This is a genomic window from Lachnospira pectinoschiza (genome assembly GCF_900103815.1).
Classification (GTDB): domain Bacteria; phylum Bacillota; class Clostridia; order Lachnospirales; family Lachnospiraceae; genus Lachnospira; species Lachnospira pectinoschiza_B.
On record NZ_FNHZ01000001.1, the window covers coordinates 841,082 to 861,981 of the forward strand.

17 protein-coding genes and 3 pseudogenes are annotated in these 20,900 nt (G+C 37.6%); 19 read left to right on the forward strand and 1 reads right to left on the reverse strand.

The genetic code is table 11. From position 1 onward, the window contains the following. The first annotated feature begins 160 nt into the window (after window positions 1-160). The 6 genes from licT to clpB all read left to right on the forward strand — a co-directional run bounded on the left by licT (window position 161) and on the right by clpB (window position 9,232). Window positions 161-994 carry a BglG family transcription antiterminator LicT gene (gene licT / locus BLQ66_RS03520; protein WP_074520939.1) on the forward strand — a complete coding sequence of 278 codons (834 nt, stop codon included), beginning with the start codon at window positions 161-163 and terminating at the stop codon, window positions 992-994. Between the two features lie 234 nt (window positions 995-1,228). Beyond that, a complete protein-coding gene (locus BLQ66_RS03525) occupies window positions 1,229-3,106 on the forward strand; it encodes a beta-glucoside-specific PTS transporter subunit IIABC (RefSeq protein ID WP_074520940.1) in 1,878 nt (625 codons plus the stop codon). A 151-nt stretch (window positions 3,107-3,257) separates the two neighbouring features. Beyond that, window positions 3,258-4,697: a glycoside hydrolase family 1 protein gene (locus BLQ66_RS03530; RefSeq protein ID WP_074520941.1), complete on the forward strand. Its 1,440-nt coding sequence runs from the start codon at window positions 3,258-3,260 to the stop codon at window positions 4,695-4,697. A 215-nt stretch (window positions 4,698-4,912) separates the two neighbouring features. After that, a complete protein-coding gene (locus BLQ66_RS03535) occupies window positions 4,913-5,593 on the forward strand; it encodes an FAD-dependent thymidylate synthase (protein WP_074520942.1) in 681 nt (226 codons plus the stop codon). A gap of 20 nt (window positions 5,594-5,613) precedes the next feature. Continuing rightward, on the forward strand, window positions 5,614-6,441 hold the full coding sequence (locus BLQ66_RS03540; protein ID WP_074520943.1) for a Cof-type HAD-IIB family hydrolase: 828 nt from the start codon (window positions 5,614-5,616) through the stop codon (window positions 6,439-6,441). 202 nt (window positions 6,442-6,643) lie between these two features. After that, entirely contained in the window at window positions 6,644-9,232 is a 2,589-nt protein-coding gene (clpB, locus tag BLQ66_RS03545) for an ATP-dependent chaperone ClpB (protein WP_074520944.1), read from the forward strand. 234 nt (window positions 9,233-9,466) lie between these two features. Here clpB and BLQ66_RS03550 read toward each other — a convergent pair whose 3' ends face one another. Then, window positions 9,467-9,646: a DUF4250 domain-containing protein gene (locus BLQ66_RS03550; protein WP_074520945.1), complete on the reverse strand. Its 180-nt coding sequence runs from the start codon at window positions 9,644-9,646 to the stop codon at window positions 9,467-9,469. 292 nt (window positions 9,647-9,938) lie between these two features. Here BLQ66_RS03550 and ppdK point away from each other — a divergent pair, with 292 nt between their 5' ends. The 13 genes and pseudogenes from ppdK to BLQ66_RS12135 form a co-directional block, all read left to right on the forward strand. Next, complete coding sequence (ppdK, locus tag BLQ66_RS03555) at window positions 9,939-12,572, forward strand: pyruvate, phosphate dikinase (protein ID WP_074520946.1); 2,634 nt, start codon at window positions 9,939-9,941, stop codon at window positions 12,570-12,572. A 186-nt stretch (window positions 12,573-12,758) separates the two neighbouring features. Beyond that, on the forward strand, window positions 12,759-12,992 hold the full coding sequence (locus BLQ66_RS03560) for a DUF6796 family protein (RefSeq protein WP_180364682.1): 234 nt from the start codon (window positions 12,759-12,761) through the stop codon (window positions 12,990-12,992). Window positions 12,993-13,026: 34 nt separating this feature from the next. Then, entirely contained in the window at window positions 13,027-13,854 is an 828-nt protein-coding gene (locus BLQ66_RS03565) for a class I SAM-dependent methyltransferase (RefSeq protein ID WP_074520948.1), read from the forward strand. A gap of 173 nt (window positions 13,855-14,027) precedes the next feature. After that, entirely contained in the window at window positions 14,028-15,281 is a 1,254-nt protein-coding gene (locus BLQ66_RS03570) for an ATP-binding protein (RefSeq protein WP_074520949.1), read from the forward strand. A 144-nt stretch (window positions 15,282-15,425) separates the two neighbouring features. Further along, the gene (locus tag BLQ66_RS11980) at window positions 15,426-15,677 is read left to right on the forward strand and encodes a hypothetical protein (protein WP_074520950.1); all 252 of its coding nucleotides are present in this window, start codon (window positions 15,426-15,428) and stop codon (window positions 15,675-15,677) included. A 122-nt stretch (window positions 15,678-15,799) separates the two neighbouring features. Further along, window positions 15,800-16,570 (forward strand): nuclear transport factor 2 family protein, encoded by a 771-nt coding sequence (locus tag BLQ66_RS03580; RefSeq protein ID WP_074520951.1) that lies wholly within the window; start codon window positions 15,800-15,802, stop codon window positions 16,568-16,570. A gap of 110 nt (window positions 16,571-16,680) precedes the next feature. Then, window positions 16,681-17,121, forward strand: coding sequence for an Rrf2 family transcriptional regulator (locus tag BLQ66_RS03585; protein WP_074520952.1), 441 nt, complete (start codon window positions 16,681-16,683; stop codon window positions 17,119-17,121). 47 nt (window positions 17,122-17,168) lie between these two features. Further along, window positions 17,169-17,234, forward strand: a pseudogene (locus tag BLQ66_RS12335) (4Fe-4S binding protein); the annotation flags it as partial. 5 nt (window positions 17,235-17,239) lie between these two features. Further along, window positions 17,240-18,043 carry a protein-ADP-ribose hydrolase gene (locus BLQ66_RS03590; RefSeq protein WP_074520953.1) on the forward strand — a complete coding sequence of 268 codons (804 nt, stop codon included), beginning with the start codon at window positions 17,240-17,242 and terminating at the stop codon, window positions 18,041-18,043. Then, complete coding sequence (locus tag BLQ66_RS03595) at window positions 18,009-18,929, forward strand: SIR2 family NAD-dependent protein deacylase (protein ID WP_242869316.1); 921 nt, start codon at window positions 18,009-18,011, stop codon at window positions 18,927-18,929. Before BLQ66_RS03590 ends, BLQ66_RS03595 begins: the two co-directional genes overlap by 35 nt. A gap of 389 nt (window positions 18,930-19,318) precedes the next feature. Beyond that, complete coding sequence (locus BLQ66_RS03600; RefSeq protein ID WP_074520955.1) at window positions 19,319-19,810, forward strand: hypothetical protein; 492 nt, start codon at window positions 19,319-19,321, stop codon at window positions 19,808-19,810. 237 nt (window positions 19,811-20,047) lie between these two features. After that, window positions 20,048-20,269 (forward strand): annotated as a pseudogene (locus BLQ66_RS12290) (4Fe-4S ferredoxin); the annotation flags it as partial. Window positions 20,270-20,345: 76 nt separating this feature from the next. Continuing rightward, a pseudogene (locus tag BLQ66_RS12135) lies at window positions 20,346-20,765 on the forward strand (VirD4-like conjugal transfer protein, CD1115 family); the annotation flags it as partial. Window positions 20,766-20,900 lie beyond the last annotated feature (135 nt).

The window sequence follows — 20,900 nt, forward strand, 5'->3', positions numbered from 1 at the left end:
TAAAAAGGAAAAATAATATACAATATAACCAAGATGTGATGAACAGATTGTTACTTTTAGGAAGGCAAGACTGGATTGTACGTCGAGGCTATTTAAGAATGTTGCTTATAAAAGTAACGAAGTAGTTTTTCGTGTATAATACTAGTCTTTTTTTGGTATTATGGTTATAGAGAAGGTTATTAACAACAATGTAGTAAGCTCCTTTGATAATGGTAGCGAAGTAATTGTAACGGGCAAGGGCGTTGGTTTTGGCAAGAAACACGGCGAAGTTATTGATAAGGAAAAGATTGAAAAGATTTTCCACCTGCCGGCTGAGAACGCAAGCCAATATGAAAAATTAGTAAGTAAGATGCCTTATGAGCACGTTAGATTAGCTAACCAGATTATTCATAATGCGAAGTTGCAATTGAACAGACATCTAAATCGTAATGTGTATATAACACTTACGGATCATCTCAATTTTGCAATTGAGAGAGGGAAGAAAGGTATTGTTTTTCAGAATGAACTCTTGTGGGAAATTAGTAAATTTTATAAAGCAGAGTTTGATATAGGAAAGCAAGCGGTTAAGTTAGTAAAGGAGGCAACTGGGGTTGCACTGCCGGAAGATGAGGCAGGCTTTATAGCACTTCATATTGTTAACGCAGAAACAGATGGAGATATGCGTACCACATCAGATTTACCCGCCATTATCAAAGACGTGGTTAATATCGTTACGTATACTTTAGGTATAAATATTGATGATGATTCAATTAGTTATGAACGTTTCATTACCCACCTCAAGTTCTTAACACAAAGAGCTATCGCGGGAAAGGTTTATAGTGAAGATGATGAGTTATTCTTAGAGGGAATACAAAAGCACTATAAAAAGGAATATGGATGTGCTGGAAAGATAATTGAATACTTAAGTAAGAAGTTAAACTTCACAGCTTCTGAAGAAGAGAAGGTGTACTTAACTGTACACATTGCAAGAATTGTGAAGGAGTCAAAAACTTAATATCTATTTTGTAATATTATAGTTATATGTAATTAATCTTTAGGGATTGTTACGAGTTATGTCGGCAAAACCCGGAAGGACCAGTAATATAGCGGAATGTTTTTCGCTTGTACTATTGCGCCCTTTCGGGTTTTTTTAATGGGGTAACCCATTTATATATAAGTCGAAAAAATATTATTATTTATTTAGGGAATGTTTAAAGGGGTTTTTACATTACCTAGAATGGAGGACCGTATGGCAAGTAAGTATGATGGCCTCGCTCGAATTATTATTCAGAACGTAGGCGGCAAAAGTAACATTGCAAATGTTACACATTGCGTAACAAGACTTAGATTTACATTAAAGGATGTATCTAAGGCAAACACAGACATTTTAAAGGACACAGATGGTATTGTTACAGTACTTAATAGTGGTGGCCAGTATCAGGTAGTAATTGGTAATCATGTACCTGATGTTTACAAGACAGTTGTTGAAGTAGGACACCTAGAAAGCCTTGCAACAGCAGAGGCAGAAGATGATCCAGATGCACCAAAGCAAAAGGTTAATCCTTTCAATGCATTTATCGGTATTATCACAGGTTGTTTCACACCTTTCCTTGGCGTTTTATGTGCCATGGGTATTATTAAGGGCGTATTAGCACTCCTTGCAGCTATTGGTGTGTTAGCATCAGATGGAACAGATGCAACTTATAATATTCTTTATTCACTTGGTGATTCAGCATTCTATTTCTTACCACCAATCATTGGTTATACAGCAGCTAAGAAATTTAAGATGCCTGAAATCGAAGGTTTATTACTTGGTTGTGCAATTATTTATCCTTATCTTTCAACAACATCAGGATATGCAATTGACAGCTTATTTGGTATTCCAGTAACAATGCCAAGCTCAGGTAACTACACAAGTTCAATTATTCCTATTATTTGTGGTGTTGCTTTTGCTGCTTGGATTAGAAAGTATATCGCTAAGATTATTCCAGATGTAATTAAGACATTCTTTGTTCCATTAATTACACTCTTTATCGCATTCGTTATGACAATCTATGTTATCGGACCTGTATCAGCACTTCTTGCTGATTGGATCGGTGCAGCATTTAATGCTATTGCAGGATTTAACAATATTATTTACGGTTTATTTGTTGGTTTCTTCTGGCAGATACTCGTTATGTTCGGTTTACACTGGGCTTTAGTTCCAGTTGCTATGGTTGCTATTAATGCAGGTCAGCCTGATACAATTCTTGCAGCTATGTTTGCTACAACATTTGCTCAGACAGGTGCTTGTATCGGTATCTGGATTAAGACAAAGGATAAGAAGATTAAGGGACTTGCTCCAGCTGCAATCATCTCAGGTGTTTGTGGTGTTACAGAGCCAGCTATCTATGGTTTAACATTACCTAAGAAAGCTCCTTTCTTTAGAACTTGTGCAATCGCTGGTATCGGTGGTGCAGTATTAATCGCTTCAGGCGTTAGAGCATACACAATGGCAGGTATGGGTGTATTTGGTTACACAGCATTTATTACACATTCAAATGCAACAAATGGTATGATAATTGCAATCATTGTTTCAGTTGCAGCAATCGTTTTAGGTGCTATTTCAGAATTAATCTTCTACAAGGATTCAGCTCCTAAGGCTCCTGCTAAGAAGGTTGAAACAGGCTCTGCTAAGGGCGAAGTAGTTGCAGCTCCTATTAAGGGCGAAATCAAGGATCTTTCAGAAGCTCCAGATGAAGCATTTGCTTCAGGCGCTTTAGGTAAGGGACTTGTAATTGTTCCAACAGAAGGCAAGTTATATGCTCCAGCTGATGGCGAAATCACAGTATTCTTCCCATCAGGACATGCTATCGGTATGAAGACAGCTAATGGTGCAGAAATCCTCATCCATGTAGGTATGGATACAGTTAAGTTAGACGGCAAGGGCTTTACAACAAAGGCTAAGCAGGGTGACAAGGTTAAGAAGGGCGACTTATTACTTGAATTCGACATTGCTACAATTCAGGAAGCAGGTTATAAGATCGATACACCAGTTATCATTTCTAACTCAGATGAATATGCAGATATCATCCCAACAGATGCTAAGAATTCAGAAGTTGGTGCTGATTTAATTACATTACTCTAAGATAAAGAATAATAATTATAATTAAAATGAGTTTAAACCGGCGAGGTTTATGCCCCGCCGGTTTATTTAAAAAATGATAGATAAAAATTTCACAAAAGTGGAATATATCAAAAATAAGATGGATGAAATAGAAAGGAGATTATTTTCTTATATGAAGAAGTTTAGAGACGATTTTTTATGGGGTGGCGCTACAGCTGCTAACCAGTTTGAAGGAGCTTGGGATTTAGATGGTAAAGGACCTTCTATTTCAGATATGTGTACTAATGGTTCTCATACTAATCCAAAGAGACTTACAACTACAATAGAAGCAAATACTTTATATCCTAGTCATGAGGCGATAGATTTTTATCATCATTACAAAGAGGATATTGCCCTCTTTGCAGAAATGGGATTTAAGACATTTAGATTCTCAATTAACTGGACAAGAATTTACCCTACAGGTATGGAAGAAACACCTAATGAGAAGGGCTTAGAGTTCTACGATAACGTAATTAACGAATGTGTTAAGTATGGTATCGAACCGCTTATTACAATTTCTCATTATGAAATTCCATATGCTTTAGTTGAAAAATATAATGGTTGGTATTCTAGAGAAGTTATTGATTGCTATGTAAGATATGCTAAGACACTTCTTGATAGATACGCTGATAGAGTTAAGTATTTCTTAACATTTAATGAGATTAACTCAGGTACAATGCCAATGGGTGCTGTACTTTCTCTTGGTTGTGTTAAAGGTGTTAACGCAGCTATGAATGAAATCCCTGACGAACCACAGATTCGTTACCAGGGTCTTCATCATCAGTTTGTTGCTAGTGCACTTGCTGTTAAATATGCTCATGATAATTATCCAAAAGTCAAGATGGGTGATATGAACATTTTCGCAACAATGTATCCACTAACATGTAATCCTGATGATGTGGTTGGAACACAGAGAGCTATGCAGATGATGAACTGGTTCTGCTCTGATGTTCAGGTACGTGGTGAATATCCTTACTATGCAGATAGATTCTTTGAAGAGAAGGGTATCACAATTAAGAAGGAAGCAGGAGATGATGAAATCTTAAAGAATGGTACTGTGGACTTCTACACATTTAGCTATTACATGTCAAACTGCTATTCTGCTGATCCAGATAAGCAGGCTGGCAAGGGTAATATTATTATGGGTATTCCAAATCCATATCTTAAGGCTTCAGATTGGGGCTGGCAGATTGACCCTAAGGGTCTTAGATACTCTCTTAACGAAATCTATAGCCGTTATCAGATTCCTCTTATGGTTGTTGAAAATGGCCTTGGTGCAAAGGATGTACTTGAGGAAGACGGTTCAGTACACGACAGCTATAGAATTGACTACTTAAGACAGCACATCGAGCAGATGAGAGAAGCCGTTGCTGATGGCGTTGACTTAATGGGTTACACACCTTGGGGTTGTATCGATTTAGTTTCAGCTTCAACTGGTGAGATGGCTAAGAGATACGGTTTCATTTACGTAAAGAAGTACGACGATGGAACAGGCGATTTATCTAGATCTAAGAAGGATTCCTTCGATTGGTACAAGAAGGTAATCGCAACTAATGGCGAAGATTTAGACTAATTATTACTTATACTTTTTTCTTATATTTTATTGGGTCAGGCAACTGGCCCAATTTTTTAGAATTTGGAAAATGTATCGCAATCTAAAAATATTTTTCTTTTTATTTAACAAAAATCTATCTATATACTATATACTATATAATTAAGAGAGTTTTATAAATTAGATTTTTATGTTAATATAAGCAAGCAGAAAAAAGAAATAGGAGAGAAATAGATATGGGTAAAATAATTATTCAAGAAATGACAGCTAAGAACCCTATTCAGCTTATGGGCATGGAAGCTGGTGTATGTTGGGGTGGCGATACAAGTGATGCTACGAAGAACTACAAGAGAGGTTTATCTTGTATTAATTCAGGACATGGTAGAGTTTTAGAATATCCTCAAGTATATATGATAATCGATGGCTATTCAGCTAAGGTTATAAGAGAGTTTTATACACATATTGGAGGAAGCCCAACAAGACTTCAGGCTTCAACAAGATATATTGATTACACAGGTGCTAGCGATTTTGAATATGTTATGCCACCTAAGATTGCGGCTAATGAAGAAGCAAAAAAGATTTATATGGAAGCAATGAAGAATATTAATGATTCAGTTGCTAAGCTTAATTCTCTAGATATTGCAAAGGAAGATAGTTCTATGCTTTTACCACTTGGTATGACAACTAAGGTGGTATTTAGAACTAACCTTAGAATGCTTATTGATATGTCTCACCAGAGATTATGTACAAGAGCATTTTGGGAATATAGAGGGCTTATGAATGATATAAAGAAGGCACTTGCAGACTACTCTGAGGAGTGGAAGGAAGTTACAGATAACTACTTTAAGGCAAAGTGCGAAGTATCTGGTTATTGTGAGGAGGCAAAGTCTTGCGGAAGATTTCCTAAGAAGCAGTAACTAATAGGAAAGGAAATACAATGGAGAAGAAGGTAATATTTTTAGACATAGACGGAACACTTAGAGGCTTTGATGGTGTTATCCCTGAATCTACAAAAGAGGCAATTAGGCTTGCTAGAGCCAATGGTCATGAGACAGTAGTGTGTTCTGGTAGAAGCCTTTATCAGATAGATAAGTCAATACTTGACCTTGGCTTTGATGGCATAATTGGTGGAGCAGGAGCTTTTGTGATTCATAAGGGCGAGGAGCTTTATCATCACTACATGACTAAAGAGCAAAAGGAAAAGCTCTTTGGCTATTTAGATGATAACGACATCATTTACACAGTACAGACAGATAAGGAATCCGTTGTGCCAGCGGCTATTGAAGAGGATATGATAAACTACTATAAGGAGCTTGAAAGCATTGGTATTCCTCTTAAAAATGTAGCAGGTAAATTAAAGATTGAAGAGGATATCGTGGCTAATCCTAAGGTGGAGAAGCTAGTTTTCCATAGATCTAGTAAGTCCCTTAAGGAAATCGGAGCTTACCTTGGAGACGAATTTACTTTAGTTGGTCTATCCTTTACTCCAGATGGTGTAAATGTAGGCGTTGCCGGAGAAATTGGAATCGGTGGCATTACAAAGGCTAGCGGTATTGAGGCCTACTTAAAAGCAGCCGGTGTAACAAGACAGAATTCTATTGCCTTTGGTGATGGCTATAATGACTTAGAGATGATTGAGTATGTTAACTGCGGAGTTTGCATGGGAAATGGCGTGTTACAGCTAAAGGAAATTGCAGACATGGTAACAGATGATATCGATAAGGATGGCTTATATAAGGGCTTTAAGGAGCTTGGATTAATCTAGATTGGATTAATCTAGCTTGTAACTAAATATTGACTTTTAAATGCAGTTTGGGTCGCGTAAAGTGGCGGCCTAGACTGCATTTTCTTATTAATTATAAAAAAAGAATAAATTAGCACTCGAGCCTTGACAGTGCTAACAACGAATGTTATAACAACATTAAAGAAAGAAATTTCCTTTAGAAATATGAGAAGGAGGAGTGTATATGAATATTAATAAGTTTACGCAAAAGTCAATGGAAAGTATTAATAATTGTGAGAAGCTAGCTTACGATTATTCCAATCAGGAAATTGATCAGGAACATTTGCTTTATTGCTTATTAACAGTTGAAGATAGCTTGATTAGTAACCTAATTGAGAAGATGGGAATAGATAAGGCAGGCTTTTTAGCAGCCGTTGAGGAATTGCTTAAGGCAAAGACTAAGGTCTCTGGAAATGTACAGTTATATGTCAGCGGTGACCTTAATAAAGTTTTAGTTAGCGCAGAGGATGAGGCTAAGAAGATGGGAGATGCTTACGTATCCGTTGAGCATTTATTTTTATCCGTAATCAAGTACGCTAATAAGGGCATTAAGGGCCTCTTTAAGACTTATGGAATTACAAGAGATGCCTTCCTTTCAGTGCTTGCAAGCGTTAGGGGTAATCAAAGCGTTAACACTGATAATCCTGAGGCAACTTATGACACCTTATCTAAGTACGCAAGAGACTTAGTGGAGGCAGCAGCCGATGGCAAGCTTGACCCAGTTATAGGTAGGGACAATGAGATTAGAAATGTAATTCGAATCCTTAGCCGTAAAACTAAGAATAATCCAGTGCTTATTGGAGAGCCAGGTGTAGGTAAAACTGCGGTAGTAGAAGGACTTGCACAGCGAATCGTTGCAGGAGATGTGCCAGAGGCACTTAAGAATAAAAAGATTTTCGCCCTTGATATGGGAGCTCTTGTGGCAGGTGCTAAGTATAGAGGTGAATTTGAAGAAAGATTAAAGGCAGTACTTGATGAGGTTAAAAACTCAGATGGTGAGATAGTGCTTTTCATCGATGAGATTCATACAATCGTTGGTGCTGGTAAGACAGAAGGCTCAATGGATGCAGGAAATATGCTAAAGCCTATGCTTGCTAGAGGCGAACTTCACTGTATTGGTGCCACAACTCTTGATGAGCACAGAGAATACATTGAAAAGGATCCTGCCCTAGAGCGTAGATTCCAGCCGGTTATGGTAGATGAGCCAACAGTAGAGGATACAATATCAATTCTTAGAGGACTTAAGGACAGATATGAGGTATTCCACGGAGTTAAGATTACAGATGGTGCCCTAGTTTCAGCAGCTATGCTTTCTAATAGATATATTAGTGAGAGATTCCTTCCAGATAAGGCCATTGACCTTGTGGATGAGGCTTGCGCTATGATAAAGACTGAGCTTGATTCTATGCCAGCAGAGCTTGATGAGCTTAAGCGTAAGGTTATGCAGCTTGAAATTGAAGAGGCAGCTCTAAAGAAGGAAACAGATAGACTTAGTATGGATAGATTAGCTAGTCTTCAGGGAGAGCTTGCTAGCCTACGAGATGAATTTAATGCAAAGAAGGCTAAATGGGATGCAGAAAAAGTATCTGTAGATTCTGTAAGTAAGATAAAGGAAGAGTTAGAAGAGGTTAATAAGGAATTACAGGCAGCACAGCGTGATTACGACCTAGAGAAGGCTGCTAAGTTACAGTATGGTAAGTTACCAGAGGTTAAGGCAAGACTAGAAGAAGCCGAAAAGAAGTTATCTGAAAGAGATTTAAGCCTTGTACATGAAGCAGTAACTGAGGAAGAGATTGCTAAGATAATTTCTCGTTGGACAGGAATTCCAGTAGCTAAGCTATCAGAAACAGAGAGAAATAAAACCCTTAATCTTGATAGAGAACTTCATAAGAGAGTTATAGGTCAGGATGAAGGTGTTTCCTTGGTAACAGAGGCTATTATTAGATCTAAGGCAGGAATCAAGGATCCATCAAAGCCTATTGGTTCCTTCCTATTCCTTGGACCTACTGGTGTTGGTAAGACAGAACTTGCAAAGGCTTTAGCAGAGAGCCTATTTGATGACGAGTCAAATATTGTAAGACTTGATATGTCCGAGTACATGGAGAAATACTCAGTGTCTAGACTTATTGGAGCGCCTCCTGGATATGTTGGATACGAGGAAGGCGGCCAGTTAACGGAGGCAGTAAGAAGAAAGCCTTATTCAGTAGTTTTATTTGATGAGGTGGAAAAGGCTCATCCTGACGTATTTAACGTACTCTTACAGGTACTTGATGATGGCCGTGTAACAGATTCTCTTGGTAGAACAGTAGATTTTAAGAACACAATTATTATTATGACAAGTAATATAGGTTCAGAATATCTACTTGAGGGAATTGATGAAAATGGACAGATAAAGGATGAGGCAAGACAGCTTGCAACAAATGATCTTCATGCACATTTTAGACCTGAGTTTATTAATAGACTTGATGAGATAATTATGTTTAAGCCTTTAACTAAGGATAATATTTCAGGTATTGTTAATCTCTTAATTAATGACCTTAATAAGCGACTTGCAGATAAGGAGCTAAAGATAGAATTAAGAGATGATGCTAAGGACTTTATTGTAGATAACGGATATGATCCTGCGTTTGGTGCAAGACCATTAAAGAGATATGTTCAAAAGACAGTAGAGACTTTAGTTGCTAAGTTAATTCTTGCAGGAGACTTAAACACAGGAGATACTATTGTTATTGAATGTGATGGAACTGGCCTTGTAGCAAGAAGAAAAATTTAGTGCTTATTTCCTAGATAAATAGCACTCTACAATAAAGATATAAAAACCGATAATATAGTTACAAGGGAATGTTTTGCGTATGAAACCTCTTGAATACTTGTACTTAAACCTGGTGGATTTTTAGAGGGTGTATCGAAATATTCTAGGGCGAAGCCTAGAAAAGCTGAGGCAGACCATGAGTTTGGTAAGTTATTACCTGTACAAAATGGTTAACCTCAGCTTTTTGTTTTTTTATTATACGAACTGATTTGACTTAATATCGTATTCGTAATCAATAAGCATTAGCTTATATTTTAAATCTGATTCTTTAATGTCAAATGCCTTGCAGAAATCATCAAGGCTTTGATAATTATCTCTAAGCTGTGTATTAACATAGCTAAGTAACATTACTGGATCCTTTGGCATATCTAACATATTCACCACCCTTTATAATTCTTATTTCTTTATATCAAAAATGTAATGCTTTGGCAAATGTTTCTTTGATAATTTACAAAAACTAAATACACTTGTCTTTATTTTACAAAAAATAATATATATTGTTGCTGAAAGATATTGAATTTAAGCATATTATTTGTTAAACTAATGAAAGATAATTAATTAACAATTTAATAGCTAGATATGAAATGAACCCAGAGAAGACTAGAAAGATAGGGGTTAGTCTACTTTAGGGGATTTCTTTAATGAATTTTTACGATGGAGGTAAAAAATGAAGAAATGGGTTTATTTATTCACAGAAGGTAAAGCAGACATGAAAAATCTTCTTGGTGGTAAGGGTGCAAACCTAGCTGAAATGACAAACATTGGTCTTCCAGTTCCACAGGGCTTTACAATCACCACTGAGGCTTGTACTCAGTACTACGAGGATGGCAGAGAAATCAATGAGGAAATTAGAGGTCAGATTGAAGAGTACATCCTTAAGATGGAAGAGATTACTGGAAAGAAGTTTGGAGATAAGGAAAATCCACTTCTAGTTTCAGTTCGCTCTGGTGCTAGAGCTTCAATGCCAGGTATGATGGATACAATACTTAATCTTGGACTTAACGAGGAGGTAGTCGAGGTAATTGCTCGTAAGTCAAACAATCCAAGATGGGCTTGGGACTGTTATAGAAGATTTATTCAAATGTATTCAGATGTTGTAATGGAAGTTGGTAAGAAGTATTTTGAAGAGCTTATTGACAAGATGAAGGAAAAGAGAGGGGTTAAGCTAGACGTTGATTTAACTGCCGAGGACCTAAAGGAACTTGCCGAGAGCTTTAAGAAAGAATACAAGGATAAGATAGGTTCAGATTTCCCAGATGATCCAAAGGAGCAGCTATTTGGCGCAATTAAGGCGGTATTTAGATCTTGGGATAATCCTAGAGCAAATGTATATAGAAGGGACAATGACATCCCTTATTCATGGGGAACTGCTGTAAATGTACAGTCCATGGCCTTTGGTAATATGGGTGATGACTGTGGTACTGGCGTTGCATTTACAAGAGACCCAGCAACAGGAGCTAAGGGTTTGTTTGGTGAGTTCTTAACTAATGCCCAGGGTGAGGATGTAGTTGCCGGTGTTCGTACACCAATGCATATTAGTGAGATGGAGGATAAGTTCCCAGAGGCCTTTAAGCAGTTTAAGGAAGTGTGCGAAATCCTTGAAAATCACTACAAGGACATGCAGGATATGGAATTTACAGTAGAGGCTGGAAAGCTCTACATGTTACAGACAAGAAATGGTAAGAGAACTGCACAGGCTGCCTTAAAGATAGCTTGTGATTTAGTAGATGAGGGTATGAGAACTGAGGAAGAGGCTGTGGCTATGATTGATCCAAGAAACCTTGACACACTTCTTCATCCACAATTTGATAAAAGTGCTCTTAAAAATGCTACACCAATTGGCAAGGGTCTTGGAGCCTCTCCTGGTGCTGCTTGCGGTAAGATTGTATTTAATGCTGAAACTGCCATTGAGTGGGCAGCTAAGGGTGAAAAGGTTGTACTTGTAAGACTTGAGACAAGTCCTGAGGATATTACAGGTATGAAGGCAGCAGAAGGAATTTTAACAGTACGTGGTGGTATGACAAGTCACGCTGCGGTAGTAGCTCGTGGTATGGGCGAGTGCTGCGTTTCAGGCTGTGGTGACATTACTATGGATGAAGCTAACAAGCGCTTCACACTTTCTGGCAAGGAATTCCACGAAGGCGACTTTATTAGTATTGATGGTAGCACAGGTAAGATCTATGATGGCGTGATTAAGACAGTGGATGCCACAATTGCCGGCGAGTTTGGAAGAATTATGGCATGGGCTGATAAATTTAGAAGACTTAAGGTTCGTACTAATGCAGATACTCCAGCTGATGCAAAGAAGGCCCGTGAGCTTGGTGCTGAGGGTATTGGACTTTGTAGAACTGAGCATATGTTCTTTGAAGAGGACAGAATTGCTGCCTTTAGAGAGATGATTGTTTCAGATTCAGTAGAGGAAAGAGAAGAGGCACTTGATAAGATTTTACCTTATCAGCAGCAGGATTTTGAAGGCTTATTTGAAGCACTTGAGGGAAATCCAGTAACTATTAGATTCCTTGACCCACCTCTTCATGAATTTGTTCCAACAGAAGAGGCTGATATAGAAAGGCTTGCTAAGGCTAAGGGTAAGTCTGTGGCTGAGATTAAGGCTATGATTGATTCTCTACATGAGTTTAACCCAATGATGGGTCATAGAGGTTGTAGACTTTCAGTTACATATCCTGAAATCGCTAAGATGCAGACAAAGGCTGTAATACGTGCAGCTATTAATGTACAGAAAAAACATGCGGATTGGAAAGTGGTTCCTGAAATCATGATTCCACTTATTAGTGATATCAAGGAATTTAAGTTCGTAAAAAGAATTGTTGTAAAGGTGGCAGATGAGGAGATTAAGGCAGCAGGCATTGACCTTAATTACGAGGTTGGTACTATGATTGAGATTCCTCGTGCAGCCCTTACAGCAGATGAGATAGCTAAGGAAGCTGATTTCTTCTGCTTTGGTACTAATGACTTAACTCAGATGACTTATGGCTTCTCAAGAGATGATGCTGGTAAGTTCTTAAATGCCTACTACGATCAGAAGATTTTTGAAAATGACCCATTTGCCCGCCTAGATAGAGAGGGTGTTGGTAAGCTTATGGACATGACACTTAAGCTTGGCAGACCAGTTAATCCAAAGCTTCACGTAGGTATTTGTGGCGAGCATGGTGGCGACCCATCATCAGTAGAGTTCTGTAATGAGATTGGACTTGATTATGTAAGCTGCTCACCATTTAGAGTGCCAATTGCAAGACTTGCGGCAGCACAGGCAGCTATTGCCGACAACAAAAAAATCTAAGTGAAATTAAAATATAAGAAAGCCCCGGTGCGTCGTACAGATAAAAATCTGAAGATAGACGCATGGGGGCTTTTTTGGTGCTTGATTAGAGCAATTTGGCCAGTAACTTAGAGGTTCAGAAAATCTTTATTATTTTGAAATTATAGTTAGCTACAACTAACAAAAAGAGTTATAATGTCAATATATATGGATAGAAGCGGAGGAATTTTGTATTTTGCCTTTATTCATATAGGCATATGCATCCTGCCGGTTGTTTTTAATGCAGGAATGGAAGCAACGGGCGATATTGTAGCATCTGTTGGTATGACGATCAGGGTTTTGAAAAGTGAACTTATTCCATTGTTAGCAGGTTTTGTGGTCTGCGATTTGTTTGTGATTATAGGATGGGTTGGCTTATGTTGTATTTGGTTTGTGCACTAACTCTTACAGATAAGGAAAGGCAGGCTGAATAAGTATGTATCATATAGAGAAAAACACAGTACAGGAGACGCTTATCATACCTTTGTATGGAAGAAAGGTTTGCTCGGAACACTTCCCAGATCTGTTCAAGGATCCGGAAGCAGAGCGTATATGTGGCATGTTGGATTATGACTTTGCGGAAAAGGGAAAAAAGATGGAAAGCGCAGCAGGTCTCTTTGGAGCGCTGGAGGTTGCACAAAGGCAGTATGACCTTGCATGGGAAGTAAAGGATTATTTAAAGAAAAATCCAGATGCCGCAGTGGTCAATCTCGGATGCGGACTTGATGATACCTTTCGTAGGTGCGACAACGGAAAGTGTAGAGGATATAACATCGATATGTCGGATGTAATTGCTGTTAGAAATGAGCTTCTTCCGGAAAATGACAGAGAAAGAAATCTTGCTTTTGACCTTAACGACGAGACCTGGATGGATGAGATTGATTGCAGCAATGGTGCGGTCTTATTTGCATCCGGTGTGTTTTATTATTTTAAGACAGAGGATGTGAAGGCGTTATTTCAAAAGATGGCAAAGAGATTTCCGGGAGCCGTTCTTGTTTTTGACAGTTGTAACAGGCGTGGAGCAAAAATGATGACAAAAACCTGGCTTAAGGAAGCCGGGATATCTGATGTTGGCGCTTTTTTCTCATTAGAGGATAAGGATGAGATTAGAAATTGGTCCGGTGATTTTGCAGATGTGTCAGCAAAGAGCTATATGCGTGGATATAGGGATATATATAAAGATGTCAGCTTGTTTCATAGGTTGATGATCAAATTCTGCGATGGATTTGTTAAGATGCAGATCATAAAAATAACTTTTAAGTAAATGCCTGCTGCATTTTGTTTTTCTTTTGCAGAAGAATCTGTATTGAACAAAAATGCGGAATCCGCAAAAATGTCGATTAGAATATTGAATAAGCTATTCCTATGATGTATAATTCTATTGAACAAAAATGCGGATTCCGCATTTTTGTTCAATAAGCAATGAGGTGGAACAATATGGAAATACGCAGAGATATATATTTGAATAAGCTTATTTCAAAAAAGCATAACGGACTAATTAAGGTTGTAACAGGTATGCGAAGATGTGGAAAATCATACCTTTTATTTAATCTTTTTAAAGAGTATCTGGTAAATGAAGGAGTTAATGAAAACCATATTATTGAGATTGCATTTGACTCTTTTGAGAATAGAAAGTATCGAGATCCTGAAGTTTTATTTCCATATCTAATGGAAAAAATCGCTGATAATGAAATGTATTATGTTTTATTAGATGAAGTTCAGATGCTCGATGATTTTGAATCAGTTCTTAATAGTCTCGGAAGAAAGAAAAATGTGGATGTATATGTAACGGGAAGTAATGCCAAGTTTCTGTCAAAAGATATTATTACTGAATTTCGTGGACGTGGTGATGAAGTTCATATGTATCCGTTAACATATAGTGAATTTATGAGTGTATATGACGGAGACAAACAGGAAGGCTGGAGAGATTATGTGCTGTTCGGTGGAATACCGCTTGTGCTAGGCTTTGAAACGGCTGATCAAAAATCTGATTTTTTAAAATCTCTATTTGAGGAAACCTACATTTCTGATATTACAGGAAGGAATAATATACGAAATAAGGCAGAGTTAGAAGAACTTCTGAACATTTTATCCTCAGCAATTGGATCGCTTACGAATCCAAATAAGTTATCTGCGACATTTAAAAGTGTAAAAAACAAGACTATAAGCAAAGATACCATAATCAAATATATAGATTACCTTAAAGATTCATTTCTTATTGATAGTGCAATGCGATATGATATCAAGGGTAAAAAATACATTAAAACTCCATCGAAGTATTATTTTACCGATTTGGGACTTAGAAATGCGAGACTTAATTTTAGACAGGTTGAGGAGACTCATGCAATGGAAAACATTATATTCAATGAATTAAAAGTTCGTGGATATAATGTGGACGTTGGTGTTGTTGTGATGAATGAAGTTGACAAAAATGGTAAGAAGATTCGAAAACAGTTGGAAGTGGATTTTGTCTGCAACAAAGGTTCAAAGAGATTTTATATTCAATCAGCCTATGCGCTGCCTGATAAGGAAAAGATGGAACAGGAACAGCGTTCATTAGTGAATATAGGCGATGGATTTAAAAAAATTATTATTACAAAGGATGCTGTGGCACCGCTTTATAATGATGAAGGCATATTGGTAATGAGTGTTTATGATTTTCTTCTAAATCCAGATAGCATGGAAATCTAAATGAATATTAAAACTTAGCGTCAGCTCAGGATTAGATTAATCCTGATGCTGGCGTTTTTCTTTTGCAGAAGAATCTATATTGAACAAAAATGCGGAATCCGCATTTTTGTCGATTAGAGATTGAATAAGTTATTCTTATGATTTATGGAAGCTATCAAAGGACTGAATTCAGCAGAGGATGAATATTTATTAGAGAGCTGTCCAAAAGGGCGTGGTGAATCTATCGGACATCTCGGTTATCAGGGATGGGCTTTCTATCTGGCAAGGAGATATCACAAGACTTTTGCTTTTTCGCTACAAAAATCTAAAATTGTAGCGAAAGAGGTTGATTGCATGGATGAAGAAAATATCCTTGATAAGCTACTTTTTTTGAAAATTTTTAGATGTAACCATTGACATTACATCAAAACGATGTTATATTAACAATGTCAGATGAAACCACCACGGTTACATCAATGGACTTTTTAACATTCGAGGATAATTACCTCGCAGGGCAGGGCCCAGAAAGGAAAATAATTATGACAAATAAGGAAAAAGCATTAGCACTCATCGGAACATTCGTATCAGGAGATACAGCAAAGGCAAAGGAACTTCTTGCAACAGGTTATATTCAGCATAACCTTGCATTTGGTACAGGAGCAGATGCATTTGTGGCAGCAGTTGAAGGACTTGCACAGGCACCTGTAAAAACAACAGTTAATAACATTCGCGCATTTGAGGATGGAGATAAGGTTTTCCTTCAGACAGTATATAATTTTGCAGGAGCAGGAGAGCAGGTCGGATTCGATGTTTTCAGATTCGATGAAGACGGTAAGATTGCAGAGCACTGGGATAATTTAGCAGACAAGGCAGCTCCTAATCCTTCAGGACATACTCAGATTGATGGAACTCTTGAGAAGAAAAATGTAGATAAGGAAGAGACACGTAAGCTTGTTGCTGGATTTGTAGGCGATGTACTTCGTGGGGAGAATCCTGACAAGCTCACTTCTTACTTCGATGGAGATAAATATTTTCAGCATAATACTTCAATTGCAGATGGTCTTTCAGGCCTTGGAGCTGCACTTGAAGCTATGGCTAAGCAGGGAATCTCAATGGTTTATAACAAGACTCATATGGTTCTTGCAGATGGAGATTATGCACTTGCTTGCTCAGAAGGAACATTTGGTGGTGTAGCTACAACTTATTATGATTTGTTCCGTGTTGAGAACGGATTTATCGCAGAGCACTGGGATGTAATGGAGACATTAGCTGATAAGTCTACATGGGCTAATGATAACGGAAAGTTCTAATGTAACCATTGCAATTACATTTGCTACGAAGTAAAATGATGACAGGAGGGCGCAAATCGCCCAGTGGACGATTGTTTAGCGCCGAACGAAATGGAATGGAGAGATTAAAAATGCAGATATCAAGTAGATTTACGGTTGCACTTCATATTTTTACATGTGTGGATACATTTAAAGATGAACACAAGGTAACGAGCGATTTTCTTGCAGCCAGTATAAATACGAATCCTGTCATCATTAGAAAGATACTTACTCAGCTAAAAAACGCAGGGTTAATAAATGTTATCAGAGGAACAGGCGGAATAGAGCTTACAAGAGATCTTAAAGATATAACTTTTTATGATGTGTATCAGGCAATAGAGCCTTTGGAGGATGGAAATCTATTCAGATTTCATGAATCGCCAAATCCAGAGTGCCCTGTTGGTAGGAATATCCATACACTTTTGGATGATAAGTTGAAAAGCATCCAGGAAGCGATGGAATCAGAGATGAAAAAATACACTCTTAATGATTTAAGATCCGGAATGCAGGAACTGCTGGCAAAAGAAGCTTAAATGTGAGACTCTGAGGTGTTTACTTCAGGGTCTTTTTTATGATATAGGAACATTGTCTGCACTGTGGTAATTGTTTGAATACCTGTCCTGCCGGGGCAGTAGTTAGGAGATGAATGCTATGCATAAGAATAGAACACAGGACGAACGTCTTGACTATCTTGTAGAAGAGTTCAAGGCAGATTCAGATGAATATAAGGATTTACAGACTCCAAATAATACGGAAGATAAAAGACGAATCTTAAGGTCGCTTATGAATATCCGTATGCCAAAAGAATTGTCCGCTGAAGTAATGAAAGTACAGGATGAATATTTATTAGAAAGAGCGACTGAAAAGGGTGTGGTGAATTTATCAGACATCCCGGTTATCAGGGATGGACTTTCAATCTGGCAAGGAGATATCACAAGACTATCAGTGGATGCTATTGTTAATGCCGCTAATTCGCAGATGCTTGGTTGTTTTGTCCCGATGCATACTTGCATAGATAACTGTATCCATACTTTTGCAGGAGTGCAGCTGAGAGCCGAGTGCAACAGGCAGATGAATGAACTACGAATCAGATTCGGAAGTGATTATGAGCAGCCCACCGCCGTTCCAATGCTTACTGAAGCGTATAATCTTCCGGCAAAGAAAGTTATTCATATAGTAGGTCCAATCGTACAGTACCGTCTTACTCCTGAATTGGAAAAGGATTTGGAGAACTGCTATAGAAACACTTTGGATATGTGTGCCAAAAATGGACTGAAGAGCGTTGCTTTTTGCTGTATTTCAACGGGGGTATTTCATTTTCCTAACAAGAAAGCTGCCGAGATTACGGTTAAGACTGTAACAGAGTGGCTTAGTGAAAATCCTGGTAAGGTAGAAAGGGTGATATTTAATGTTTTCAAAGATGAAGATAAGGCCATTTATGAAAAACTTATGTAAGGGAAGCAAAGAAGAGCAGATAAGCCGACTGAAAAAAGAGATTAATGAAGCAGATGCAATTATTATAGGTGCGGGTGCAGGATTATCAACATCAGCAGGGTTTACTTATAGTGGAGAGCGTTTTGAAAAATATTTCTATGACTTTGCCAAAAGATTTGGAATAAGAGATTTGTATTCAGGTGGATTCTATCCGTTTCCAAGCGAAGAAATCCGCTGGGCTTGGTGGGCAAGACATATTTATTTTAATAGATATATTGATGCTCCAAAGCCGGTGTATAGGGATCTTCTTAAGATGGTTTCTGACAAAGATTATTTTGTCATCACAACAAATGTAGATCACCAGTTTCAAAGAGCAGGTTTTGACAAGAAAAGACTATTCTATACTCAGGGTGATTATGGTTTATTTCAGAGCGTGAATCCTGCTATCCAGAAAACCTTTGATAATGAAGAGTGGGTAATGAAAGCGATGGAAGCACAAGGTTTTGTAAGAGATGATCAGGGAGTTTTTCAGCTACCGGTTGATGGTAAGTTATTGATGGAAATTCCTTCTGAGTTGATTCCAAAGTGCCCTGATGACGGCTCTGATATGACTATGAATTTGAGAGCGGATGATTCATTTGTGGAAGATGAAGGATGGCATAGGGCATCTGCGGCATATTCTGATTTTATTCGCAGACATGAGAATCTCCATGTTCTTTATCTTGAATTGGGCGTAGGAGCTAATACACCTGTAATAATAAAGTATCCCTTCTGGCAGATGACATTTGCAAATGAAAAGTCAGTATATGCCTGCGTGAATTTCGGTGAAAGCTACTGCCCGGAGGAAATTGCAGATAGAAGTATATGTATTGATGGTGATATTGCAAGCATATTACAAGAGTCATGACCGACATTGTCTCGTTTGACCGACCTGGTGTAGGTGATTCGGATGTAGTTTCATATTATTCAATGGAGAGTTTTCTGCAGAACGTATACGATGTAAGGACAGTGGAAGTTTATTACAATACTTTCTCTTAGATTTAAAGGATTCTCCAGATTCTATTTTAAACAGATGGCAAAAAGCATTACTGGGAACTATGAGAAACAAGAAGACACGACTATACCAATGTCCTTTGTAGACTATCTTAAATCGGCTTATATGGTGAAGAGTATTCATGTGATAAAAATTCAAACAGGACATGGAGCAGGATGTACTAAAAAATATTATCTTTTTTAGAATATAAGATGTGATAACCTTATAAGGTATTTTAAATTAACAATTGGAGTTTGAAGAAAATGAAATTATTATATGGGCTTTTATTCTTAATAACAGGTTGTGCTTGTGCATTTGTATCATGTCGTCAATTATATAGGATTATAAGGTTGAAGCTGTTTGGAAACAACTGTACAGCGAAAATCGTTGATTTTTATGAGGGACACTACAGAAATTATAAATTACACTCTAAGCGATTTAATAGAGTTACAGCATATCCTATCGTTCAATTTCGTACGGAAAAGGGGAAAACTATAAAAACAATGACGTTGAATTCAATCAAAGATATGCGCGAAAAAAAGTGGAATGCTGTTCGTGATAATTATTTAGGGCAAGAAATTGATATTAGTTATATTGATGAATATCCATGGACTTTTAATTATCCGCAAGGTGTGGCTAAAATGAATGTATTATGCATGCATAATAGGTGGTTTAAGCCTTTTATTGGATGGATTTTTGTTTTAATACTTTCGTTGCTTATTTTATTTTTTGCAGTTCCAAGTTTAATTAGATAACAATACTATACTTGCATCAAAACTGAAAGGAATGGTGCAATTGATATTGTAGATGGAAAAGATGAATGGCATAAGAGAAGCAATGCATGAACATTATGAAGGTGGATGTTTTGGTTTATGAGCAATGTCTTTGGGAGGAGCAGGTGTTGAAAATGAAGTGCCAGAGCCAGCATTTGCTTATAGTAAGCCTGTATCAAGGCTTATGCAATGGCCTTGCCAGATAAAACGTCTTTCTACGTAACCCTGATCGGATGCCCGAAGCTGGATGATATAGACTATACAGATAAGCTTACAGAGATAATTGAAGAAAATGATATAAAGAGTGTCACTATTGTATGAATGGAGGTTCCGTGTTGCAGTGGACTCCAGAGGGCAGCAGAGAATGCTCTAAGAAACAGTGGAAAGTTTATTTTGTGGCAGGTCGTAACTATATCACGTAATGGAGAAATATTGGATTGAGGGTGATTTAACGGTGCTATTATTATCATAGACAAGTGAGAGGTAAACAAAAGCCACTCATTTGTTTTTTTTGCAGAAGAAGTTGGTGGCAATCATCCGAAGCCGTGAAATTAGTGTATGCTTGTTTCTGCAGGCGAAGTCATAGCTTAAAGCCATTCACGCTAAAGGATTTATTTCAGTTTCTTGGAAAAGAAACCATCGACATGTACAACATCGTCGAAAACAGGGGTAATAATCCTTCCTACTCCATGAATTATCAGAAGAGTGATAAGAATCTCATGACCGTGGATGAAATCGCAGTAATGGATGGTGATAAGGTATCATGCAGCTTCGAGGTGTACGTCCATTTTTGTCGGACAAATATGATGTCACCCAGCATCCACTTTATAAAGAGACTGGCGAGTATGATGAGAGAAATAAGTTTGATATCCAACAGTTTGCGCATCAGACACTAAAAGTCAGAGCTGGAGAGGCTTTTGATGTTGTAAAACTATAGAAAAAATCCCCTCTTCTCCTTGAATATTTGGTATAATGATAGGTATGATGAAAAAAGAGAAGAGGAAATTTCATTTTTTGGAGTACATATTTTGGTACAGCTAATATGTTAGTATTAGTACAACTAAAATAGTTT